Origin of the sequence: Wolbachia endosymbiont (group A) of Longitarsus flavicornis (genome assembly GCF_963931955.1) — a bacterium.
In the GTDB taxonomy this organism is placed as follows: domain Bacteria; phylum Pseudomonadota; class Alphaproteobacteria; order Rickettsiales; family Anaplasmataceae; genus Wolbachia.
In genome coordinates this window covers 1,326,159-1,344,336 of the sequence record NZ_OZ008337.1, presented here as the reverse complement: position 1 = coordinate 1,344,336, position 18,178 = coordinate 1,326,159, and the positions used below count along the sequence as shown (strand labels likewise).

12 protein-coding genes and 2 pseudogenes are annotated in these 18,178 nt (G+C 33.9%); 6 read left to right on the top strand and 8 right to left on the bottom strand.

The features are described 5' to 3' along the window. The first annotated feature begins 26 nt into the window (after positions 1-26). Positions 27-819 (top strand): IS5 family transposase gene (locus tag AABM58_RS06450; RefSeq protein WP_338405927.1). Its coding sequence is split into 2 segments (ribosomal slippage): positions 27-290 and positions 292-819, totalling 792 coding nucleotides; the frame shifts between segments, so codons are not numbered across the junction. A gap of 349 nt (positions 820-1,168) precedes the next feature. Here the strand turns inward: AABM58_RS06450 and AABM58_RS06445 are convergent. The 6 genes from AABM58_RS06445 to AABM58_RS06420 are packed head-to-tail and all read right to left on the bottom strand — an operon-like array spanning position 1,169 to position 7,159. Continuing rightward, positions 1,169-3,259, bottom strand: a complete 2,091-nt coding sequence (locus AABM58_RS06445) for an AAA family ATPase (protein WP_338406683.1) — start codon at positions 3,257-3,259, stop codon at positions 1,169-1,171. Between the two features lie 35 nt (positions 3,260-3,294). Continuing rightward, complete coding sequence (locus AABM58_RS06440) at positions 3,295-4,488, bottom strand: AAA family ATPase (protein ID WP_338406682.1); 1,194 nt, start codon at positions 4,486-4,488, stop codon at positions 3,295-3,297. Next, positions 4,473-4,961: a hypothetical protein gene (locus AABM58_RS06435; protein WP_338406681.1), complete on the bottom strand. Its 489-nt coding sequence runs from the start codon at positions 4,959-4,961 to the stop codon at positions 4,473-4,475. The genes AABM58_RS06440 and AABM58_RS06435 overlap by 16 nt, the downstream gene beginning before the upstream one ends. A gap of 25 nt (positions 4,962-4,986) precedes the next feature. After that, complete coding sequence (locus AABM58_RS06430) at positions 4,987-5,802, bottom strand: AAA family ATPase (protein WP_338406680.1); 816 nt, start codon at positions 5,800-5,802, stop codon at positions 4,987-4,989. A 12-nt stretch (positions 5,803-5,814) separates the two neighbouring features. Further along, entirely contained in the window at positions 5,815-6,618 is an 804-nt protein-coding gene (locus tag AABM58_RS06425; protein WP_338406679.1) for an ATP-binding protein, read from the bottom strand. A 52-nt stretch (positions 6,619-6,670) separates the two neighbouring features. Next, positions 6,671-7,159, bottom strand: coding sequence for a sigma-70 family RNA polymerase sigma factor (locus tag AABM58_RS06420; RefSeq protein WP_338406678.1), 489 nt, complete (start codon positions 7,157-7,159; stop codon positions 6,671-6,673). A gap of 251 nt (positions 7,160-7,410) precedes the next feature. On the opposite strand from AABM58_RS06420, the gene AABM58_RS06415 reads away from it, so the two are divergent. Together AABM58_RS06415 and AABM58_RS06410 are read left to right on the top strand one after the other, a co-directional pair. Next, positions 7,411-8,097, top strand: coding sequence for a hypothetical protein (locus AABM58_RS06415; RefSeq protein ID WP_338406677.1), 687 nt, complete (start codon positions 7,411-7,413; stop codon positions 8,095-8,097). Positions 8,098-8,112: 15 nt separating this feature from the next. After that, positions 8,113-8,307: pseudogene (locus AABM58_RS06410) on the top strand (DUF4815 domain-containing protein); the annotation flags it as partial. A gap of 37 nt (positions 8,308-8,344) precedes the next feature. Here AABM58_RS06410 and AABM58_RS06405 read toward each other — a convergent pair. Beyond that, positions 8,345-8,638, bottom strand: coding sequence for a helix-turn-helix domain-containing protein (locus AABM58_RS06405; RefSeq protein WP_338406675.1), 294 nt, complete (start codon positions 8,636-8,638; stop codon positions 8,345-8,347). A 685-nt stretch (positions 8,639-9,323) separates the two neighbouring features. Here AABM58_RS06405 and AABM58_RS06400 point away from each other — a divergent pair. The 3 genes and pseudogenes from AABM58_RS06400 to AABM58_RS06390 all read left to right on the top strand — a co-directional run. Then, entirely contained in the window at positions 9,324-10,223 is a 900-nt protein-coding gene (locus AABM58_RS06400; protein WP_338406674.1) for an Rpn family recombination-promoting nuclease/putative transposase, read from the top strand. Positions 10,224-10,240: 17 nt separating this feature from the next. Next, on the top strand, positions 10,241-10,777 hold the full coding sequence (locus tag AABM58_RS06395) for a pyrimidine dimer DNA glycosylase/endonuclease V (protein ID WP_338406673.1): 537 nt from the start codon (positions 10,241-10,243) through the stop codon (positions 10,775-10,777). A 17-nt stretch (positions 10,778-10,794) separates the two neighbouring features. Next, positions 10,795-10,965 (top strand): annotated as a pseudogene (locus AABM58_RS06390) (Rpn family recombination-promoting nuclease/putative transposase); the annotation flags it as partial. On the opposite strand, the gene AABM58_RS06385 reads toward AABM58_RS06390, so the two are convergent. After that, the gene (locus tag AABM58_RS06385) at positions 10,957-17,658 is read right to left on the bottom strand and encodes an OTU domain-containing protein (RefSeq protein WP_338406672.1); all 6,702 of its coding nucleotides are present in this window, start codon (positions 17,656-17,658) and stop codon (positions 10,957-10,959) included. The pseudogene AABM58_RS06390 and the gene AABM58_RS06385 overlap by 9 nt on opposite strands. Positions 17,659-18,178 lie beyond the last annotated feature (520 nt).

The following is an 18,178-nucleotide window of genomic DNA, read 5'->3' as shown; positions in this document are numbered from 1 at the left end:
GAGATAATGTATATAAGTTAGGATATATGAGGAGTTTATACCCAAGTAATATAAGTCGGGAAAGATTTGAGATTATATTACCAGATCTAGAGTCCTGTAGAAAAAAAACAAAACCAAGAAAACTTGATTTGTATGATGTATTTTGTGGAGTGTTATACGTTCTGAAAAGCGTTTGTCAGTGGAGAATGCTACCAAAAGAGTTTCCAAAATGGCGCAATTGTTACGACTATTTTAAGAAGTGGAGTGAAAAACCAGATGCAAATAAAGAAAGTGTTCTGGAGCTGGTGTTAAAAAAAAATAGTTGGCGTAGTCCGACAAAACAATGGTCGGAAAGAAAAAACCAGCTTCTGCATAATTGATGCACAGAGTGTAAAAAATGCAGATACTGCTGAAGAAAAAGGCTACGATGCAGGCAAAAAGATTTCAGGAATAAAACGCCATATTGCAGTAGATACGCAAGGTTTGCCACATGCAATTTATGTAACAACAGCAGAGATAACTGACCGTAGCAGTGCTGTGAGAATGGTAGAAAATGCAAAAGAAAACCTCTCGGGAGTTAAAAATGTACTGGTTGATGCAGGCTATACGGGAGAGAATTTTGCAACACAAATAAAAGCAACTATTGGTGCAACTGTTGAGGTAATAAAACGCAGTGAATTACATACCTTTGCTGTATTGCCAAAAAGATGGGTTGTAGAGCGTTCTTTTGCTTGGTTGGAAAAATGTAGACGGTTATGGAAAAATTGCGAGCGTAAACTCAACACCAGCTTGCAAATGGTAGTTCTTGCTTTCACTGCTTTGTTCCTCAAAAGATTATGAACAGGTTCTAACTATTTAGCTGATAACCTAGGAATTAGGAATATAATGCTACCTATAATAGATATCAATTTTTAAGAGATTAATGTCTGTTTGTAAAAATATTCTTGCATAGCTGTTGAAAAACCAATAGCCCATCTGGTATGGTTTTGTTGCATAGCTATTTCTGGTTGTTTCTCCATTCTACTATATATCTATCTATTGTAGCATTCAACGTAAACTAGCAACTGAATATTGTATATATCCATATATAGAAAAGTATGGTTAGGAGCAATGCAACAAAGCCTACAGAACAAGTATTTGAATAAGAGATCTATTAAAAATAGCTGTAAAGAATTTACCTACAGAAGTTTTATTTGCAGTTAAGATCTTCAGCTCCAGGGGTGAATTTTCCTATACCACAAGCAAAGGGGCCTGTTGTAACGTCAAGCCACTTATCCTCTCTTGAACCTTTAGACATTCCTTTTACTAACTGTTTTACCTGTAAAAGTTCCTGTATCATACGTTCTAATTTATCTCTTCCCATATTGTGAAAAATTTCAGGCAGTCTATGCCGTTGTTTATATACTCCTGCACTTCCTGTATGAGTAAATGGATGCCCTGCAATAGCAGATCGTTTAATTGCATCGATAAGATATATCTTAAGACTTTTATCGCTAATGTTTTTAACTTTCAATTGTGCTGTTATATCTTCTAGTAGCCCTGTTTCTTGATTTCTTAGGTAAGTACGTACAGTGCGATCAGCTAACCCATTTGCCTTAACAACCGCCCCATAAAATAAAGCATTTTGTCTTGGAATCTCCCCCATTGACCTAAAGATCTCTGGCTTAGCTGTATCTTCCACTGGCCAAAAAGCATAGGAACATCTGACACCATTAACAAGAGCAGAGGTACCACGGATGGCATCTCGTGCTTGTTCAGCAGTTAATATAGGCTTCTCACTCTTTGGCTTTCTCATATGATGTGCAGTAATTACTGAAGCTCCAGTGCTATTTGCTAAATCAGATAATAAACACATTAAATAATCTCCTACAGCAGGATCAGCATTTATGTCTGCATGGATAAACGATGAAAGAGGATCAAATACAACTAACTTCAAATCTTTAATTTCCTCAAGCTGTTTCATTACAGATTCGAATTCAGGAGAGACTTCAACAATTTTACCACGAACATTTCTCAGTATTGTAAGTGACCCTCTTACGTTTGGTAGTGGCACGATAAATAATCTATCTTTATATTTTAATCTTTCACATTTAGGGTCAAGTCGTTCTAAGCGGCGGTGTACTTCACCTGCATCATCTTCTGCTGAAAAAATCACTACTGATCCATGTTCAGTAACAAGTGAACCAAAGCCACACATCTGATCCTTATCACTTGCAACCTTAAGCGCTAGGTCAAGAAGAAGCATACCTTTGCCTGTATCTCCCATTGCTGCTATTATTGAAGTAACACCTAAAGGAAATAAACCCTCAACAAGAAACTTTTGTTCTGGTACTGGGCCTATAAAGCGCTCTGCAGTCCAGTCTAAAATATTTAGTGGTGGTTTGATAATTACTTTTTTTGCATTATTCTTGATAAAGTCAGAGACGTTTGTATTTTCTTGTAAATAATCAGCAGCATCCCAGCCTTCCGGTTTACCCTCTGGAATTTTAACCATATAAAGTGATGCAATACCTAAGCTGATGAGTTTTGTAATAACATTTTCAGCATACTTCTGACCTGCTTCATCATTATCTGGCCAAATAGTAATATGCTTGCCCTTAAGTTGTGACCAATCAGTTTTTTTAACATCTGAGTTTGCCCCACACATTGTTGTTGTTGCTGTAATACCTTGTTTTATTAATGCTTCTGCACATTTTTCCCCTTCAACTAGAATAACTTTATCGGACTTTAAGATACCTGGAATGTTGTACAAAGGTCTGATTTCTGGTGCAGTAAAAGTAGATTTTTTCACATCAAAAGGACGATATTCTTTTCCTTCGGGAAGATCATAACGGTTGACTATGACAATAACTTGATTGTTTTCATCATAGTAGTTCCAACTGCATGTTAAAAATTGTTCTAGATTTTCATATTTCCTAGTATGTTTTTTTCCAAGCCATTCACCTATAGAAGCCATTACTTCAGGAAACTCTGTTCTGACACTTCTTCCATGTACTGCTGCCCAAAGATCGATGATATCACCACCTTCATCTTTTTCGAAATCCTTCCAAAGTCCGGCTTTACTACCAGTTAATTCTACTACCATACTTTTGCCTCTATTACCTTGTACATCACCCACATAAAACTTATCACCACGAAAAGTTCCCTTTGGTAATAGGTATGAAAGACAAGACCTGATATTTAGTAGAAGTTGATCTTTTAACTGTTTTTTCTCCTCTAATGGCTTATAATGTCCATTCTTTAGTGGAGTTGCAGTATTAAAATCACAATAGATATCCATAAAATCTCCAACATATTTAAAGTTTAGAAATTTGGTTAAGCTGTAGCTATCCAGCGTCCGTTTATCATGTTTATGAATTTTGTTGGTATTGGTTTGCCGTTTTTAAGTTCGTACATCAATTGCAGAGTATTCCTTTGCTTTTCTGGCTTAAATATTATTACTCCAGATGTATATAAACTTCTTAAAACATTAGCACCACTCAATGCTTGAAATGGATTCTTTTTTAACGTGGTTGTTGACACTTTTTTGGTGTAATGTGTAACTATTACTCCAGCCATAGGATTAGTTATAGATCGTAGTTCATCAATGCCATTTTGCAGAAAAGAGATCATACTTCTATAATCAAAAAGAGAGTCTATCACTACAAGATCAACTGTTTTTACATCGAGATTTTCCGACATAATTTCTTTTATTTTTTCCACATTCAAAGTTAACTGTACTTTTTTAGTAATAACTAAGTTTTCTGTTCCTGTATCAAGGATTTTCTTGCTGATTCTTAGCTTCTGTAAGCGCTCTCTTATGTAATCATATTCCATTTCATTCTGTAGATAGAATATCTTAAGTGGCTTTGCAGGCTTCATACCAAGAAATGATACTCCTGCAGCTAAATGTACCAACATGGAAAGTAGAAAATTACTTTTTCCTATTTTGGGAGTTCCACCTATAACCAAAAGACCGCCTGGAGTTAAAATTCTTGGGCCTATTATATCTTTTGGCATTGGTGATTTATCATTCAAGTAATGCCTTGCTGAAAACGATGTAATTTTATGTTCTGTTGTGTTTTCTTTAGTATTTAACCACTTCTTAGCGGAATTTATATCACCTTTAACTAAAGTCCAAAGATCAATAATATCACCACTGATTCCTTTAGTAAAATTACGCCAATTTCCAGCTTCTTTACCCACTATTTTAACTGTAATCGTATCCCCATCACAATTGCCAACATAAGTCCTCTCTCGATAAAAATTACCGTTTGGAATTAGGTAAGGTACACACTCCTTAATATTATCAATCAATAATCCTTTTATTTCCTTTCTCTGCATAAAACCCCCATACATACTTTTCATACGTTTAGAGCTGAGATTAGCTAGCTCACAAACAGTTTCAAAAGACTCTGAATCAAACCATTTAATTGCTTCTTTCTTTAGCTCTACTGCTGCATCTTTGATAGCTCTCTCAATTACAGCAATCCAGAGCTTCTCTTCGTCGTACTTCAAAATGGCAACCAATCAACTTCAGATTGTTCTGGAGTAATAACAGTGGCAATCTTGTTTTTTTCTCCATATCGATCAGCTTCAATACCAACTTTTGCAGTAAACTCTACCCCGTTAAAATCAGCTATAGAGTTGACTTTTCTAGCAATAACTGCTTTTTCTGAAGTGTCATTTGAATGAATGTTCCGTGCTGACTCTAAAATACTTCTAAGCATAGAACGTCCAGATTCTCCCCAAGTATCTTCTCCTTCAACGCTTGCTTTGCCACTTTTTATCCCAATTACTTGATAAATCTTACGTTTTGCATATGGCCCTTCAATGACGGTAAATTCTGCATTTAAATAGATACTACCGGTAGTGGGACTTTTGGTGAACCAGCATTCATAACCTCCTGGTTTAATAGCCATTTTGACTTTTGCAGTTGTACCTTTAGGTATTAAATTACTTTGCGACTTTGCCGTGTTAAAATCAGTTAAATCCTGTAACATAAATACTCCCATAATAAAGTTGAAATCAGTTATTCCATTGGTCAACGAACTGCCAGCGACCATCTATCTTATCGACAGTCTTGCGCAGAACACGTTTTCCATTGCGTAACTCAAAAACTATTTGACATGCGGTTTTTTCATCGTCATTTTCTTCATCCTTTCGGAACATCACCATTTCTGTAGTATAGAACCCTCTTAAAGATCCAGCACCACTTAAACCTTGAAATGGATCTTCTTCTAGCATCTTTTTGGACAATTTTTTTGTGTGATGAGTCAAAATTATCCCAGCGTCTGGATTAATAACATTTCTCAGTCTTTCAAGCGTTTTTTGCAGGAAGAATAGCATAGCGCTGTTATCGTTCTCATTACCTGAATTAAAGATATTTCGTAGAGGATCTATGGCGATAATATCTGGCTTGAAACTTTTTTCCTCTAGAGAGTTTTTTATTTCATCTATCTCTTCACTACTAAACGATAGTTGTACTCTTGGCGTGATCATGAAGTTGTTTGCACCAATATCCAAAAGCTCTTTATCAAGTTTTAACTCCTGTAGACGCTCTTTTAAATATCCATCATCAATTTCAGTCTGCAGACAGAGAACTTTCATAGGCTGATTAGGAATCATACCCAGAAATGAAACACCAGCAGTCATGTGCATGAGCCATGAAATTAGAAAATCGCTTTTACCAATTTTAGGTGGCCCGCCAAATACCAACAAACCCCTTGGAGTTAATATCCTTGGGTAGATGATGTCTTCTGGGATTGGTGCTTTGTCACTTAAATACTCTTTTACACTGAAAAAAGGGACTTTTTGACCAATAGTGAAAATGTTTTGTAGCATAATTATTCTCCATTAAGCAGCAGTAGAAAAGGCTTTAGCTTTAATTTTCGTAAGTAATTTTCCCAGATGCGGCTCTTCAACCATATCCAGGCATCCACTTCGATCTTTAGCCGGATATCCCCAAGGATTAATCGTCTGACAGACAAATGAACGTACCTCTGTGCCATCATCTTTCTTGAGGCCAACCATGCTGATTACTTCATCAACAATGCCGGGAATTTCACTGGCAGTTTTAGCCCCTTCACATTGAGGTAGCCAGGTCGGACGATTGAAGTCATCTAAATATTGACCTAAAGTACCAACGGTAATGATATCTTTATTTGGAATGTGCTGAAACTGATTGAGCCATCCCATCATCTCTTGCGCAAGTATTCCGTAAGCAGCTCTCATGTCTTGCTTTCCACTTCTCTCAGAAAAAGCTTCCGGTTGCATTTTTGCCCATAAGAGACAAAGACGTGATGCTACAGTGATGCTATCAATAAAAATACATCGATATTTAGAAAACTCTTCATTGTATTTACTTGATACGTGCTCATAGTGTTTTTGGCTATACGCTTGATCAGATTTTAGTGCAGGGTTCGGACCACCAATTAGGCAGGCAATATCCCGAGCTTGATTCCAAGTACGAATACTGATTGAATCTCCTTGCCAATCTTGAACAGCAAGCAGACCTGCTTCAAAGTCAAGACAAAGTGTTGGTTCACTTATAGTCTTTAAGAGACTGGTTTTACCAATACCGTAAGGACCAAAAATTACTACTTTTATGCCTGTAGTTGTTTTCAGTCTTTCATTATTGTTTAAAATTTTAAAAGTCATTTATTCACCTCAATGTTATATGTTATATATTCAGGAAAGGTAAAATTTATGTTCAATTTTTCTTTTTGCCCTTGTAGTAGATGGAAGAGAGTTTTATACGTATTTTTCTTAACATAGTATTTAAAGTAGTTCTTGATATGTTGTTCATCTTAGCAACTTCATATAAGTTAAAGTACTTGAGTTGCTCGCATATCTTTTGCATCTTTCTTGGTAGTGTTGAAATCATGTAATCTACATCAGTACGTTTCGCTACTTCATTTTCAAAAGCTTCTGTTTTCTCAATATTGATGTAGTTATTAATATTGCGTTTTATACATAGTTGTTTCTCTAATAAGTTGTTGGCACGACGTTCAGTTAATCTTGCTACAAAAGTGTTAAAGCTACCTTTACTTTCATCATATCTATCAAGATAAGTCCAAATTTCACAGAAAAGTTCTTGCTCAAGATCTTCATGAGTTTCATGAGTAAAGCATTCAAAAAGTTTTAATCTCCTAGCTTGATAGCGTATATTTTGAACAACTATAGCAGTTTTTAGTTTCATAATCTTTCCCTAAAACAATTAATGCTTTAAGGATGAGAACCTATAGGTGCACTTTGTAGGACAGGGGCAAAAATAAATAATACAGATGCAATTTTTAAACTACTGATATTCAATTACTTTTCTTCAAGAATAATACACATCCAAATTTAAATAATACTGCAACAAAAAATTAGGCAAAAATTCATTTTTTTTGGACAAAAATTTTCCAAATCCTGAATATATATTATATAAGCCTTTCGAACTCATCACAGGTGTCAATTCTCACACAATCAGGAAGAGCAGCAATAGCAGCAAGTATAAAAGAGCAACCGATACATCTTGCTTGGGGCAGTGGTGATGGAAACTCTGGAAGTAGCCATAAAGTGGAGAAGATTTTTACCACTGATGGCAAACTAACCCTAGATCATCACCCCATCAAAGATGTGAAGGTTACTACAGGACAGATAATTTATCAGCCAAGTATAGACTATACAATTGATAGCAATACTAGTGTAATTAAACTGGTGGAAAACAGCTCTATCACGGCAAATAATGCAGTCACTATAGAGTATACTCAAAATACACCACCAGAGCCGATAACGTCTGAAAAACTGCTCAATGAACTTGGTAGACGTACCGCTCAAGAAGTTCTCTTCTGCACAGGTGATGAAAACGGAGAGCTTTTGACTCCATCTGGAAGGTTTAAATCTTCCGCTGTACCAACCAATAACCTTTTTCTCAAGTTTACTTTCGATTTCACGGACGCAGCAAATCAAGTTATCAGGGAACTCGGGGTTATGGTTGGTACAAAAGTGAAAAAAGAATTGCTTCCAGGGCAGAGATATTTTGAACCACAAGATATAGAAGACCCGGGAATTTTATTAGTTTTAGAACACACGGTACCACTTATTAGAACTGTTGCCACAAGAGAGACCTTTGCCTTTGTCGTTACATTTTAGCAAAAGGGGAAAAAGATGACGTTAAATAGCTATTACAATCGCTCTGACAAAGAATACGAAAAAAGCTTGTTCCTTGCAGGAAGAGGTTTGCAATCAGCAGAATTAAATGAGATTCAAGATTATGCTCTTTTGAGGCTCAAAGGCATAGGAGATGCGATATTCCGCGATGGTGATATTATAACGGGAAGCCATAAATTGCCTTGCGTGATTCTCGCGTTCTTGTTTGTGCCGTGAGATTGTATATTGCTTATTCCTTGGCTTTATCAAAACAACAGTTTTCTCTTAGTACTTTTTGTCTAGGAAATAGAGCTCCAGCCTTAATTGAGAATGCGTCCGCTAGTCTTTTTATGTCTTTAGTTGGAATACCTTGTACCCCTTGTTCATATTTTAGCAGCGTGTAATATTTTATGCCTGTTTTATCTGCTAAAGCTTTCAGGGTATATCCTCGCTTTAACCTCCAGCTTCTTACTTTTTGTGCTATTTTGTATCTTGTAGCGTTAATATGCTTTATACGGCTATTATTAATGTTACTAGCGGTCACTCTTTTTCACACAAACAAACATCTGTTTTAAGATTTTATCTCTCAGCAGTAAGATCTGCCTGTTGAAAACTAGTATATTCAATGCTCACGCTATGACAAGCATTATAGAATCTTTAATTGAAAATTATGCTAAAATTTATATTGCTATGGTCTTCAATTTATGTCTCTTTTTTGGTAGTTTTTGTATTTCAGCTTTTTAGTTTCTTTTCTAGCCAGTCTATCCGCCTCCTCGTTTGCCAGTGTACATTACTTTTTTTTGTATTCATACTTACTCAGATATAACTTCAATTGTAAAATTTTCCACTAAAAATTATTGAATACTATTTTTGAGTTATTTATAATAAGGGTGTGGGAGGTTAATCTCACGGTGTTAGGTAAATCGTATTTGAGTTTTTACGCTCGTATTTTTATTAGGCTCCCACACCAAAAAGCGTATCTTTGATGTCTCCTACAGCTTCAAACTCATCGCATCCATTTGCTAGCCTTTTAAGATGCTTTATAGAAGGGTTAATAAAAGATGCACAAAATTAGACGTCTAAGGTGCGTAGTAGCATTCTAGGGCCATCTATGGGAAACATTTTTTTCATCAACACATTCAAAACTTAAAAAATAAACTAAAAATAAAAAAGTTGAATATTTCTTCAGAATTGTGTATAATTATTAATGCTTTTTAAGGTTCTTTCTTATGACTTTTTCTAAGTTCCTCGACCCTAAATACGATTTGCCCTTTAAACGGGTGTTTGGCACTGAGAAAAACAAGAATATTCTTATCCACTTTTTGAATGACATCTTAGGGTTTACTGGTGTTAACACAATTCAAGATGTTAAGTTTCTTAGCACTATTATGGATCCTGAGATTGCTTCTGATAAACAGAGTATTGTTGATGTTCTCTGTAAGGATTCTTTCGGGAATAGATATATTGCAGAGATGCAGCTCGCTCGTGACAAGGGCTTTGAAAAACGTGCCCAACTTTATGCTTCTAAAGCTTACTCAAGACAATCTGGCAATTACATTGATTTTAAGAAAGTATTCTTTATTGCTATTTCCAACAGTACGCTATTTCCTACAGAGGTTGAGTATATTTCCACTCACAATATACGTGATATAAAAACCAACGGACATTATTTAAAAGATTTTCAATTTGTCTTTATTGAGTTGCCTAAATTTACAAAGAACAAAGTAGAGCAACTAGAGAGTACAGTAGAAAGGTGGTGTTTTTTTTTCCGGTATGCAGAAGATACTACAGATGCAGACCTAAAAGATATTGCAGAAAAATCACCAATAATAAAGCTAGCATATGATGAATTAGACAAGTTTAGTTGGGAAGAAGAGGATCTAGCAGCATACGAAGAAAGAGTATTGAGTGTACAGAAAGAAGCTGCTATTTGGGAACAACGCCTTGATGATGCCAGAGATGAAGGTAAACAAGAAGGTAGACAAGAAGGCATCCAAATCGGACATGAAAAAGGCAGAAAAGCAGAGAAAATTGAGGTCGCAAAGAATCTACTAAAAGCAGGTGTTTCTATTGATATTATAGCTCAAACTACTGGTCTTACAGTTAACGAAGTCAAAGACTTAAGCTAATTCTATCTTTGGGTGTGATGAACATCTTTGTACTAGATGAAAACCCAGCAATTGCGGCGCAAATGTTATGTGATAAGCATATAGTAAAAATGCCATTAGAAACTGCTCAATTACTGAGTAATGTTTTTTCAACAGCATTGAAAGTGCCAAATCCTTTTGTTAGTGTCATAGATCAGGATATAGAAATTCCATATAAACTGACTCACAACAATCATCCTTGTTCTTTGTGGGCTAGGCAATCAAAAGGGAACTTTTATTGGTTGATAGAGTACGGAAGAGAATTATGTAAAGAGTACACTTGGCGATGCAAAAGGAAGCATAAATCAGAGGAAGTAATAAATTGGTGTGATAGTAATAAGGATTTACTCATTTTTCGATCAACTGATATGCAAGCTTTTATACAAGCACTGCCAGATCAGTATAAATGCAGCAGTGCTGTGGAAGCTTATAGGAGATATTATCTCAAGGAAAAGATGAGATTTGCTAAGTGGGAAAATGGCAGAGAAGCACCAGATTGGATAATAGGAAATCCTGCTACACAATACCACAGCTAATGCAGCTCATAAATAGAGAAGCCATCCAAATCGGACATGAAAAAGGCAGAGAAGAGGGCGAAAAACAGGCTAAAATAGCAGTGGCTAAAAACCTACTTAAAGCTGGTGTATCTATCGACTTGATAGCTGAATCTACTGGCCTTCCTCAAGCTGAAATTGCACAACTCAAGGAAGAAATATCACAGTGATTTTTGTAGCTGCTTGTCTACTATTGGATCATTTAAATAAGTTTGAGGTTCATTGCCTGCTTTTTCTGGTAACTGACTCTTTGACCAACTAGCGCTAGTAAGAGAAACAGCAGCAAGTATGCAATTAATTATTCCTTTAGCCAACTCTAATAAAGATTGTTTTGGCTTGCGTGTTTGCTTTGCTTCTTCAATTTCACGTTTTGAACCTATGAAAGGAATAAACTTGGTTGCTTGTACCACTTCTTCTACATTCTTGCTATCTTTCAAGTTACCAAGATATTCTCTAGCTGTCATACCCACTTCTTCTTTATCTATAAGATCCTGGAATTTTTTGCTACTTAAGTTCATATCAGCATTAATAAGTAACGGTACACTACCTTCTACATCAATTTTAGTTCCAAAATCATATAACTGTACTCTGGACACTTCTTGACCATTCATCTTAATAAGGCCAAATTCCTTATCTTGCTCTGCGAGAAGTTGACGCTCTGTTTTAATTTCTTTTGCTAGAATTTGTTTATCTTCACTGGATAATTGGCTGTTGGCTTTATCAACATTAAAGTGTTCAACAAGAAAGCCTTTTTCTCCCACTTCATAGCCAGCAAACTTTACCTCTCTTTCTATAACTTGCATGAGCTGATCAACACTTTTTAACCCAGAAACAAATGCTACATTGCTATCAAAATAAGCATAGTTGTCACCAGTTCTATAAATAGCAACAACATGATTACTTGTTACTAAATGAATAGCAAAATTACCCTTAACTCCAGCTATATAATTTGATAAATCACCAAGTGTTTTGTAGCCATTAGTATGAATTGAGCTTGAAGGTAGGCTATTCATAGAAGAATCTAATTGTTTCTCAAAGCTATCAAGTAATTTACTAAAAGCAAAAACTTCTCTTTCTTCCCTTTTAAATACCTGCTTACCTTGTGCTATACGCTCATAAATTTCAGCCGAAGTTTCTAAATTACTTAAAAATGATTTGTCATTCTGCGATAATAAAGCTTGAGATAAGCTACGTGTCATTGCTACACATTTACCATCAATCTCAACCCCACGTTTTTCAAATGAAGGTAAATAAAGCCCTTGTCTTGCTGGTTCAATGGATGATACAAATTTTGATAAGTGTGAAGACACTTCTCGTTGCTTCTTGTTATGGTGTACTGACTGTATTTGTTTTGGGGATAAATCTCTTGAGCTACAAGAGCTTCCTGCTACTGTGTCTAAAATTTTATCATCTTGCCTGTTCTTACTTTGGTTAGTGATACCCTTCCGGGTTTTTTTCTTAACTTTAGAATCACTTTGTTGTAAACTATCTAAGTTTTGTTTTTGCTCCGTTCTACCAGATGAGTTACTCGGTTTAAGACCTGCATTGGTTGCTTTGTCTCCTTCACTAATACTCTGCTCATCTAAGAAAGTAGAGGGAGCTTTTCTCACTTTTTCGCATAATATATTAAGTATCTTATTTTGTGGGTTGTTTTTGATAAGGTTATCTAAATAACCTGTTTTGTTTCCTACTTTATCAAAACAAAGATCATGCAATCTTTCAAAGGTAGAGCAAATCTTAGTTCCTGCTCCATCTAATATCTTAGATAAACCTTTCAACGTAAAAAGCTCTTCCTCGGCTAAGAAGTGATTTAAATAATTTTCTTTATTAAAACACAATTTATGAAAATTTCTTAAAATAGAAGCAGCATTATTTCCTGCCATGGATAATATGTTGGATAAATTGCTCGGTGTAAAACCTGCATTATGGAAATCAGCCAAAAGCGGTGTTTTGTTTTCTGTTTCATCAAAACAAATATCATGAAAACCTTTTAAAGCAGAACAAATGTTAGCTCCTGCTCCATGTAGTATCTTAGATAAATTTTTCGGCGTAAAACCCTCTTTCTCGTTTAAGAAATGACTTAAATACTCCTTTGTTTCTCCTATAAAACAAAAATTATGAAATTCTTCTAAACTATCCGCTGCTGCACTCAATATATTGCATAAATCGCACAGCCTAAAACCTGCATTATGGAAATCATCTAGAAGTTTTGTTCTTTCTCTTTTTTCATTAAAACAAACACTATGCAATCTTTTTAAAATAGAAGCAGCACGAACTCCTGCTCCACATAACATACAGGATAAGTTACGTGGCCTAAAACCTGCATTATAGAAATCATCTAAAAGTTCTGTTTTTTTTCCTTCGTCGTTAAAACAAACACTATGCAATTTTTCAAAAGCGTCTTTAGCGTTAGCTCCTGCTTTACTTAATATACCAGATAAATTATGCAGTGTAAAAACTTCTTTCTCCCCATCTTTTTTCTTAATAAAGCGCTTTAAATGCTGTGTTTTACTTCCTTGCTCATCACAAAAAGTATTATATAGTTCTTTAAAAGCTTCCACAGCATTAGCTCCTGCTCCATGCAAGATACTGGATATATTAGATAGATTTATTCCTTCTTTTTCTAGAGTTTTTAAATATTGTGTTTTATTTCCTTGCTTATCAAACCACAGATCATATAAGCCTTTAAAAACTTTAGGAGCTTTAGTTCCCGCTTTACTCAAAACACTGGATATATTGGCCGGACTTATTCCTTCTTTTTCTAGAGTTTTTAAATATTGTGTTTTATTTCCTTCTTCATCAAACCAAAGATCATATAAGTCTCTAAAAGCTTTTGCGGCATTAGCTCCCGTTCCACTTAAAATGCTGGATATATTAAGTAGATCTACCCCTTCTTTTTTTAGAGTTTTTAAATATTGCATTTTATTTCCTTGCTTATCAAACCAAAGACCATACAAGCCTTTAAAGGCTTTTACAGCTTTAGTTCCTGTTCCACCTAAAATACTGGACATGTTAGATAGATTTATTCCTTCTTTTTCCAGAGTTTTTAAATATTGTGTTTTATTTCCTTGCTCATCAAACCAAAGATCATATAAGTCTCTAAAAGCTTTTGCAGCATTAGCTCCTGCTCCATGTAAGATACTGGACATATTAGATAGATTTATTCCTTCTTTTTCTAGAGTTTTTAAATATTGTATTTCTTTATCAAACCAAAAATCGTATAAATCTTTAAAAGCTTTTTCAGCATTAGCTCCTGCCCCGCCTAAAATACTGGATACATTGGATAGATTTATTCCTTCTTTTTCCAGAATTTTTAAATATTGTGTTTTATTTCCTTCTTTGTCAAACCACAGATCATATAAGCCTTTAAAAGCTTTTTCAGCATTAGCTCCTGCCCCGCCTAAAATACTGGACACATTGGATAGATTTATTCCTTCTTTTTCCAGAGTTTTTAAATATTGTGTTTTATTTCCTTCTTCGTCAAACCACAGATCATATAAGCCTTTAAAAGCTTTTTCAGCATTAGCTCCTGCTCCATTCAAAATACCGGACATATTAGATAGATTTATTCCTTCTTTTCCTAGAGCTTTTAAATATCGTGTTTTATTTCCTTCTCCATCAAACCACAGATTATATAAGTCTTTAAAAGCTTTAGGAGCTTTAGCCCTTGCCCCACTTAAAATGCTGGACATATTAGATAGATTTATTCCTTCTCTTTCTAGGGTTTTTAAACATTGTGTTTTATTTCCTTCCCCATCAAACCACAGATCATATAAGTCTTTAAAAACTTTCGCAGCATTAGCTTTTGTTCCATGCAAGATACTGGACACGTTGGATAGATTTATTCCTTTTTTTTTCAGAGTTTTTAAATATTGTGTTTTATTTCCTTCTCCATCAAACCACAGATCATATAAGTCTTTAAAAGCTTTTTCAGCATTAGCTCCTGCTCCGCTTAAAATACTGGACATATTAGATAGATTTATTCTTTCTTTTTCTAGAGTTTTTAAATATTGTGTTTTATTTCCTTGCTTATCGAACCACAGATTATATAAGTCTTTAAAAGCTTTTTCAGCATTAGCTCTTGCTTCACTCAAAATACTGGACATATTAGATAGATTTATTCCTTTATTTTTTAGAACTTCTAGATACTTTATTCCTTCCCCTTTAATTAAAAAACCCAAGAACTGATCAAATGCAGGTATACCTTCTTTACCAACTACACTTTTAGCAAATTTAATTTCCTTATCAATGCCTTTATTTTGAATCTCCTGATAACTAGATCTATTATTTTTGATATCTTCTAAAAGCTTTTCCATTATTCCTTTTGTAATAGGGCCAAATTCATTAGATTCTGACCAACGTAACGCTATTTCATGTAATTCTTCATAATTATATGGAACATTAGACTTATCTATCTCATTTCTAATAACACTATTCAATTCTTCTCTATTAGGTTGGTTAATCGCAAGTATTAGTTTATCTAAAAATTTCTCTTTTATTTCTTTTTCATTTTCATCAGAGAATCTCCCTTCCTCTTTTTCTTTCTGCAAAGAAGGTGGAAGATTTAATAGACTTAAAAGCTTCTCTCTTGTTATTTCTTCTTGCGAAAATCGATAAAGACCATTTTCATTTATACACGAACAATTTCTTAAAATTTTATACTTTTTCTTTTGAATATCTATACTATCAAGTTTTAAAGGATAAAAATCTTTAGATTGCCCTTTTTTTAATCCCTTTTCTTCTGTAAGGTCTAGATCTGCATTAGTATAGATAATAAAATATTCTATATCTTCTCTTAATTTCTCAATAAAAAGCTTATCAATAGAAAATGTATTATCCTGTTGTTTAGAGGGAAATAACTGACTATAACCAACATTACTATTTGTATTATGAGCCTTTACGTAAGTAAATCTATCTTTATAATTGATAGTAATGCCATTAGATATATCACGGCTTTTTCCTTCAAAATTTATGAAAAACATATTTTTATGCAAGAACATGTCATGCAAGAAGAGCATCAATAAATTGAATTCATATATAATTCCAGACACATAATTCTTAAGTTTTTTATCATTTTCTGGAGCTGTTAAATCACGTAATATTTTTTCTTGTAATGCTATATAATCATCTTCAGTTGTACTATTTTTTTCCATTTCACTTTTAATAATACTATTCAGCTCTTCTCTACTGGGCTGATTAACTGCAAATACTAATTTATCTAAAAATGCTTCTTTTATTTCTTTCTGAGAAAGTTTTCTTTCTTTTATTACTTTCTGCATAACAGATGAAAACTCTAATCGCTTTAAAAGTTCTTCTCTTGTTTTATCTTGCGAAAATTGATAAAAACCACACCCCTGCGCATTATCATTTGTAAACAAAAAGTCTTTCAAAATGTCATATTTCTCCATATCTATGCTACTAAATTTAAAAGGGTAAAAATTTTTAAATCTTCCTTTTTTTAATTCCTTTTCTTCTGTAAAATCCAGGCATGAATCAGTATAGATGATAAGATATTCTATATTATTTAATAAACTATCTGATTTAGATATTAGATGTTTAACAAAACTATCAAAGTAATTATTAATAGAAAAACTTCGTTTTTCTTTAGTAAATAATCTAGCATAACTAATACCATTATCTATATAATATTTGTCTACATTTTCAATTTGTATATGAATAGACTTCTTTTTATAACGAAGAACAATATTATTAAATTCATCAATTTCAGAATCTCCAAACGCTAATGATAATGAAGGATATTTATGTTTATATATAGACTCTCTAAGTGAGCAAAGCACCGACAAGTCTAATTGATACATAAGTCTAATCAGCTTATGAGGAATGCATCGATTAGTTTGATAAGCATTATGTAATTCATCCTGTCTAGGTTCATCTTGTAAATCACTAGGAAATTCTGAATCTTCATTACTAGTGACATTGACATCCATGCGCGCCCATTTCGGTGCATTATTACCTTTGTCTGTAACAGAACGCCCACGTTTTCTACTCGTTTTACGATTTTTCTTACCTGGACTCCTTGAAGAACCACTTTGTTTATGTGAGGAATTTTCAATATCTCGTAATGGTATAGAAATGTAAGATTGAGAAATATTGTTTGAATTTAAACCTATCACATTACCGTAAGCTTCCTCTCTAGAAACTTTTATGCTTCTCTTTATATCTTTTTCAATATTGCTAAGAAGTGGTACAAAATGGTTCCTGTAATTCACTATATAAATAATATTATTACCTGCACCTACCTTACCTTTAGTAACATATAATCCATCTATCTCTTCATCTCTCAATTCTATAGTCCTAATTTTTACGCCATACTTTTCACATATCATTTTTCCTTCAACTTCAGGTCTTCCCCATATAGCGTTTTCCAACTTTAGAATTTTTATTTCTGAACCAGAACTTGCATTTTTAATGTCTTCTGCAGTAAATTCAATACGCGGAATATATTCACAAAGTTCTTCAATTTCTACTTTTAAAGCATTATCCAACCATGAGCCTTCTTTTGATTGATCAACTTGTTGTGCATATTGCTTACAACTTTCCCGCAAAGACTTTACACTAAATCCTTTACTACCTGTAATCAGACCTTTATCTTTTAGCTCATTCAACCCTTGAGCTACGGAATCAAAGAAACAATCCCCTTCACCTACAGCAGCTCCTATTTTAAAGCCCTCAGGCAATTTCTTTCTTAGTATTTCTAAAAGTTGATTAAGCTCCTTTTTCTCTTCATCCTTTGCATTTTTTATCTGACTAAAAATGGAAATAGGTTCTCTAGTAACAGACCTTTTTAGAGCGGCATCATTAGGTGATTTATCAGGTATGTCATTTACTTTTGCTTTAAACATATAAAACTCATCATATTAAACTTTTAGCAAGTTACTTAAAAAAAATCATCAAGGCAAGTTTTTTTTTATGACTAATAAAAGATTGGTATATATATTTATATTTTTTATTATTAAATTAGTAATATGATTTTACCTTTGCATAATTAACAAGCAAGCGTGAGAACAATTTTCTTTGGAATCTTATGGTCTACCACGTGTACCATACGAACTTTTTAATATAGTGATTTTGCTATACGCTAAAACTAGCCATATTAGACCATTTCATCCATATCTACATACGAACTGTTTTACCCAATTTTGTTGCAAAGATTTCAAGCTTCTATTTTTATAACCTTATTTTACGCAGCTTGTTCTCACAAATATACGACCTTTTTTGCAATCTTAGGAAGAGTCAATAATTCAATTCTTTATAACACTAGCTAGCATGGTACTTTTACTAAAGTATTTTTTGAAAAAGTTAGTTGACTTATAAATAATTCTCTACTAATACTGGCATGTGTTTGTTTATTCTGCTGAAGTT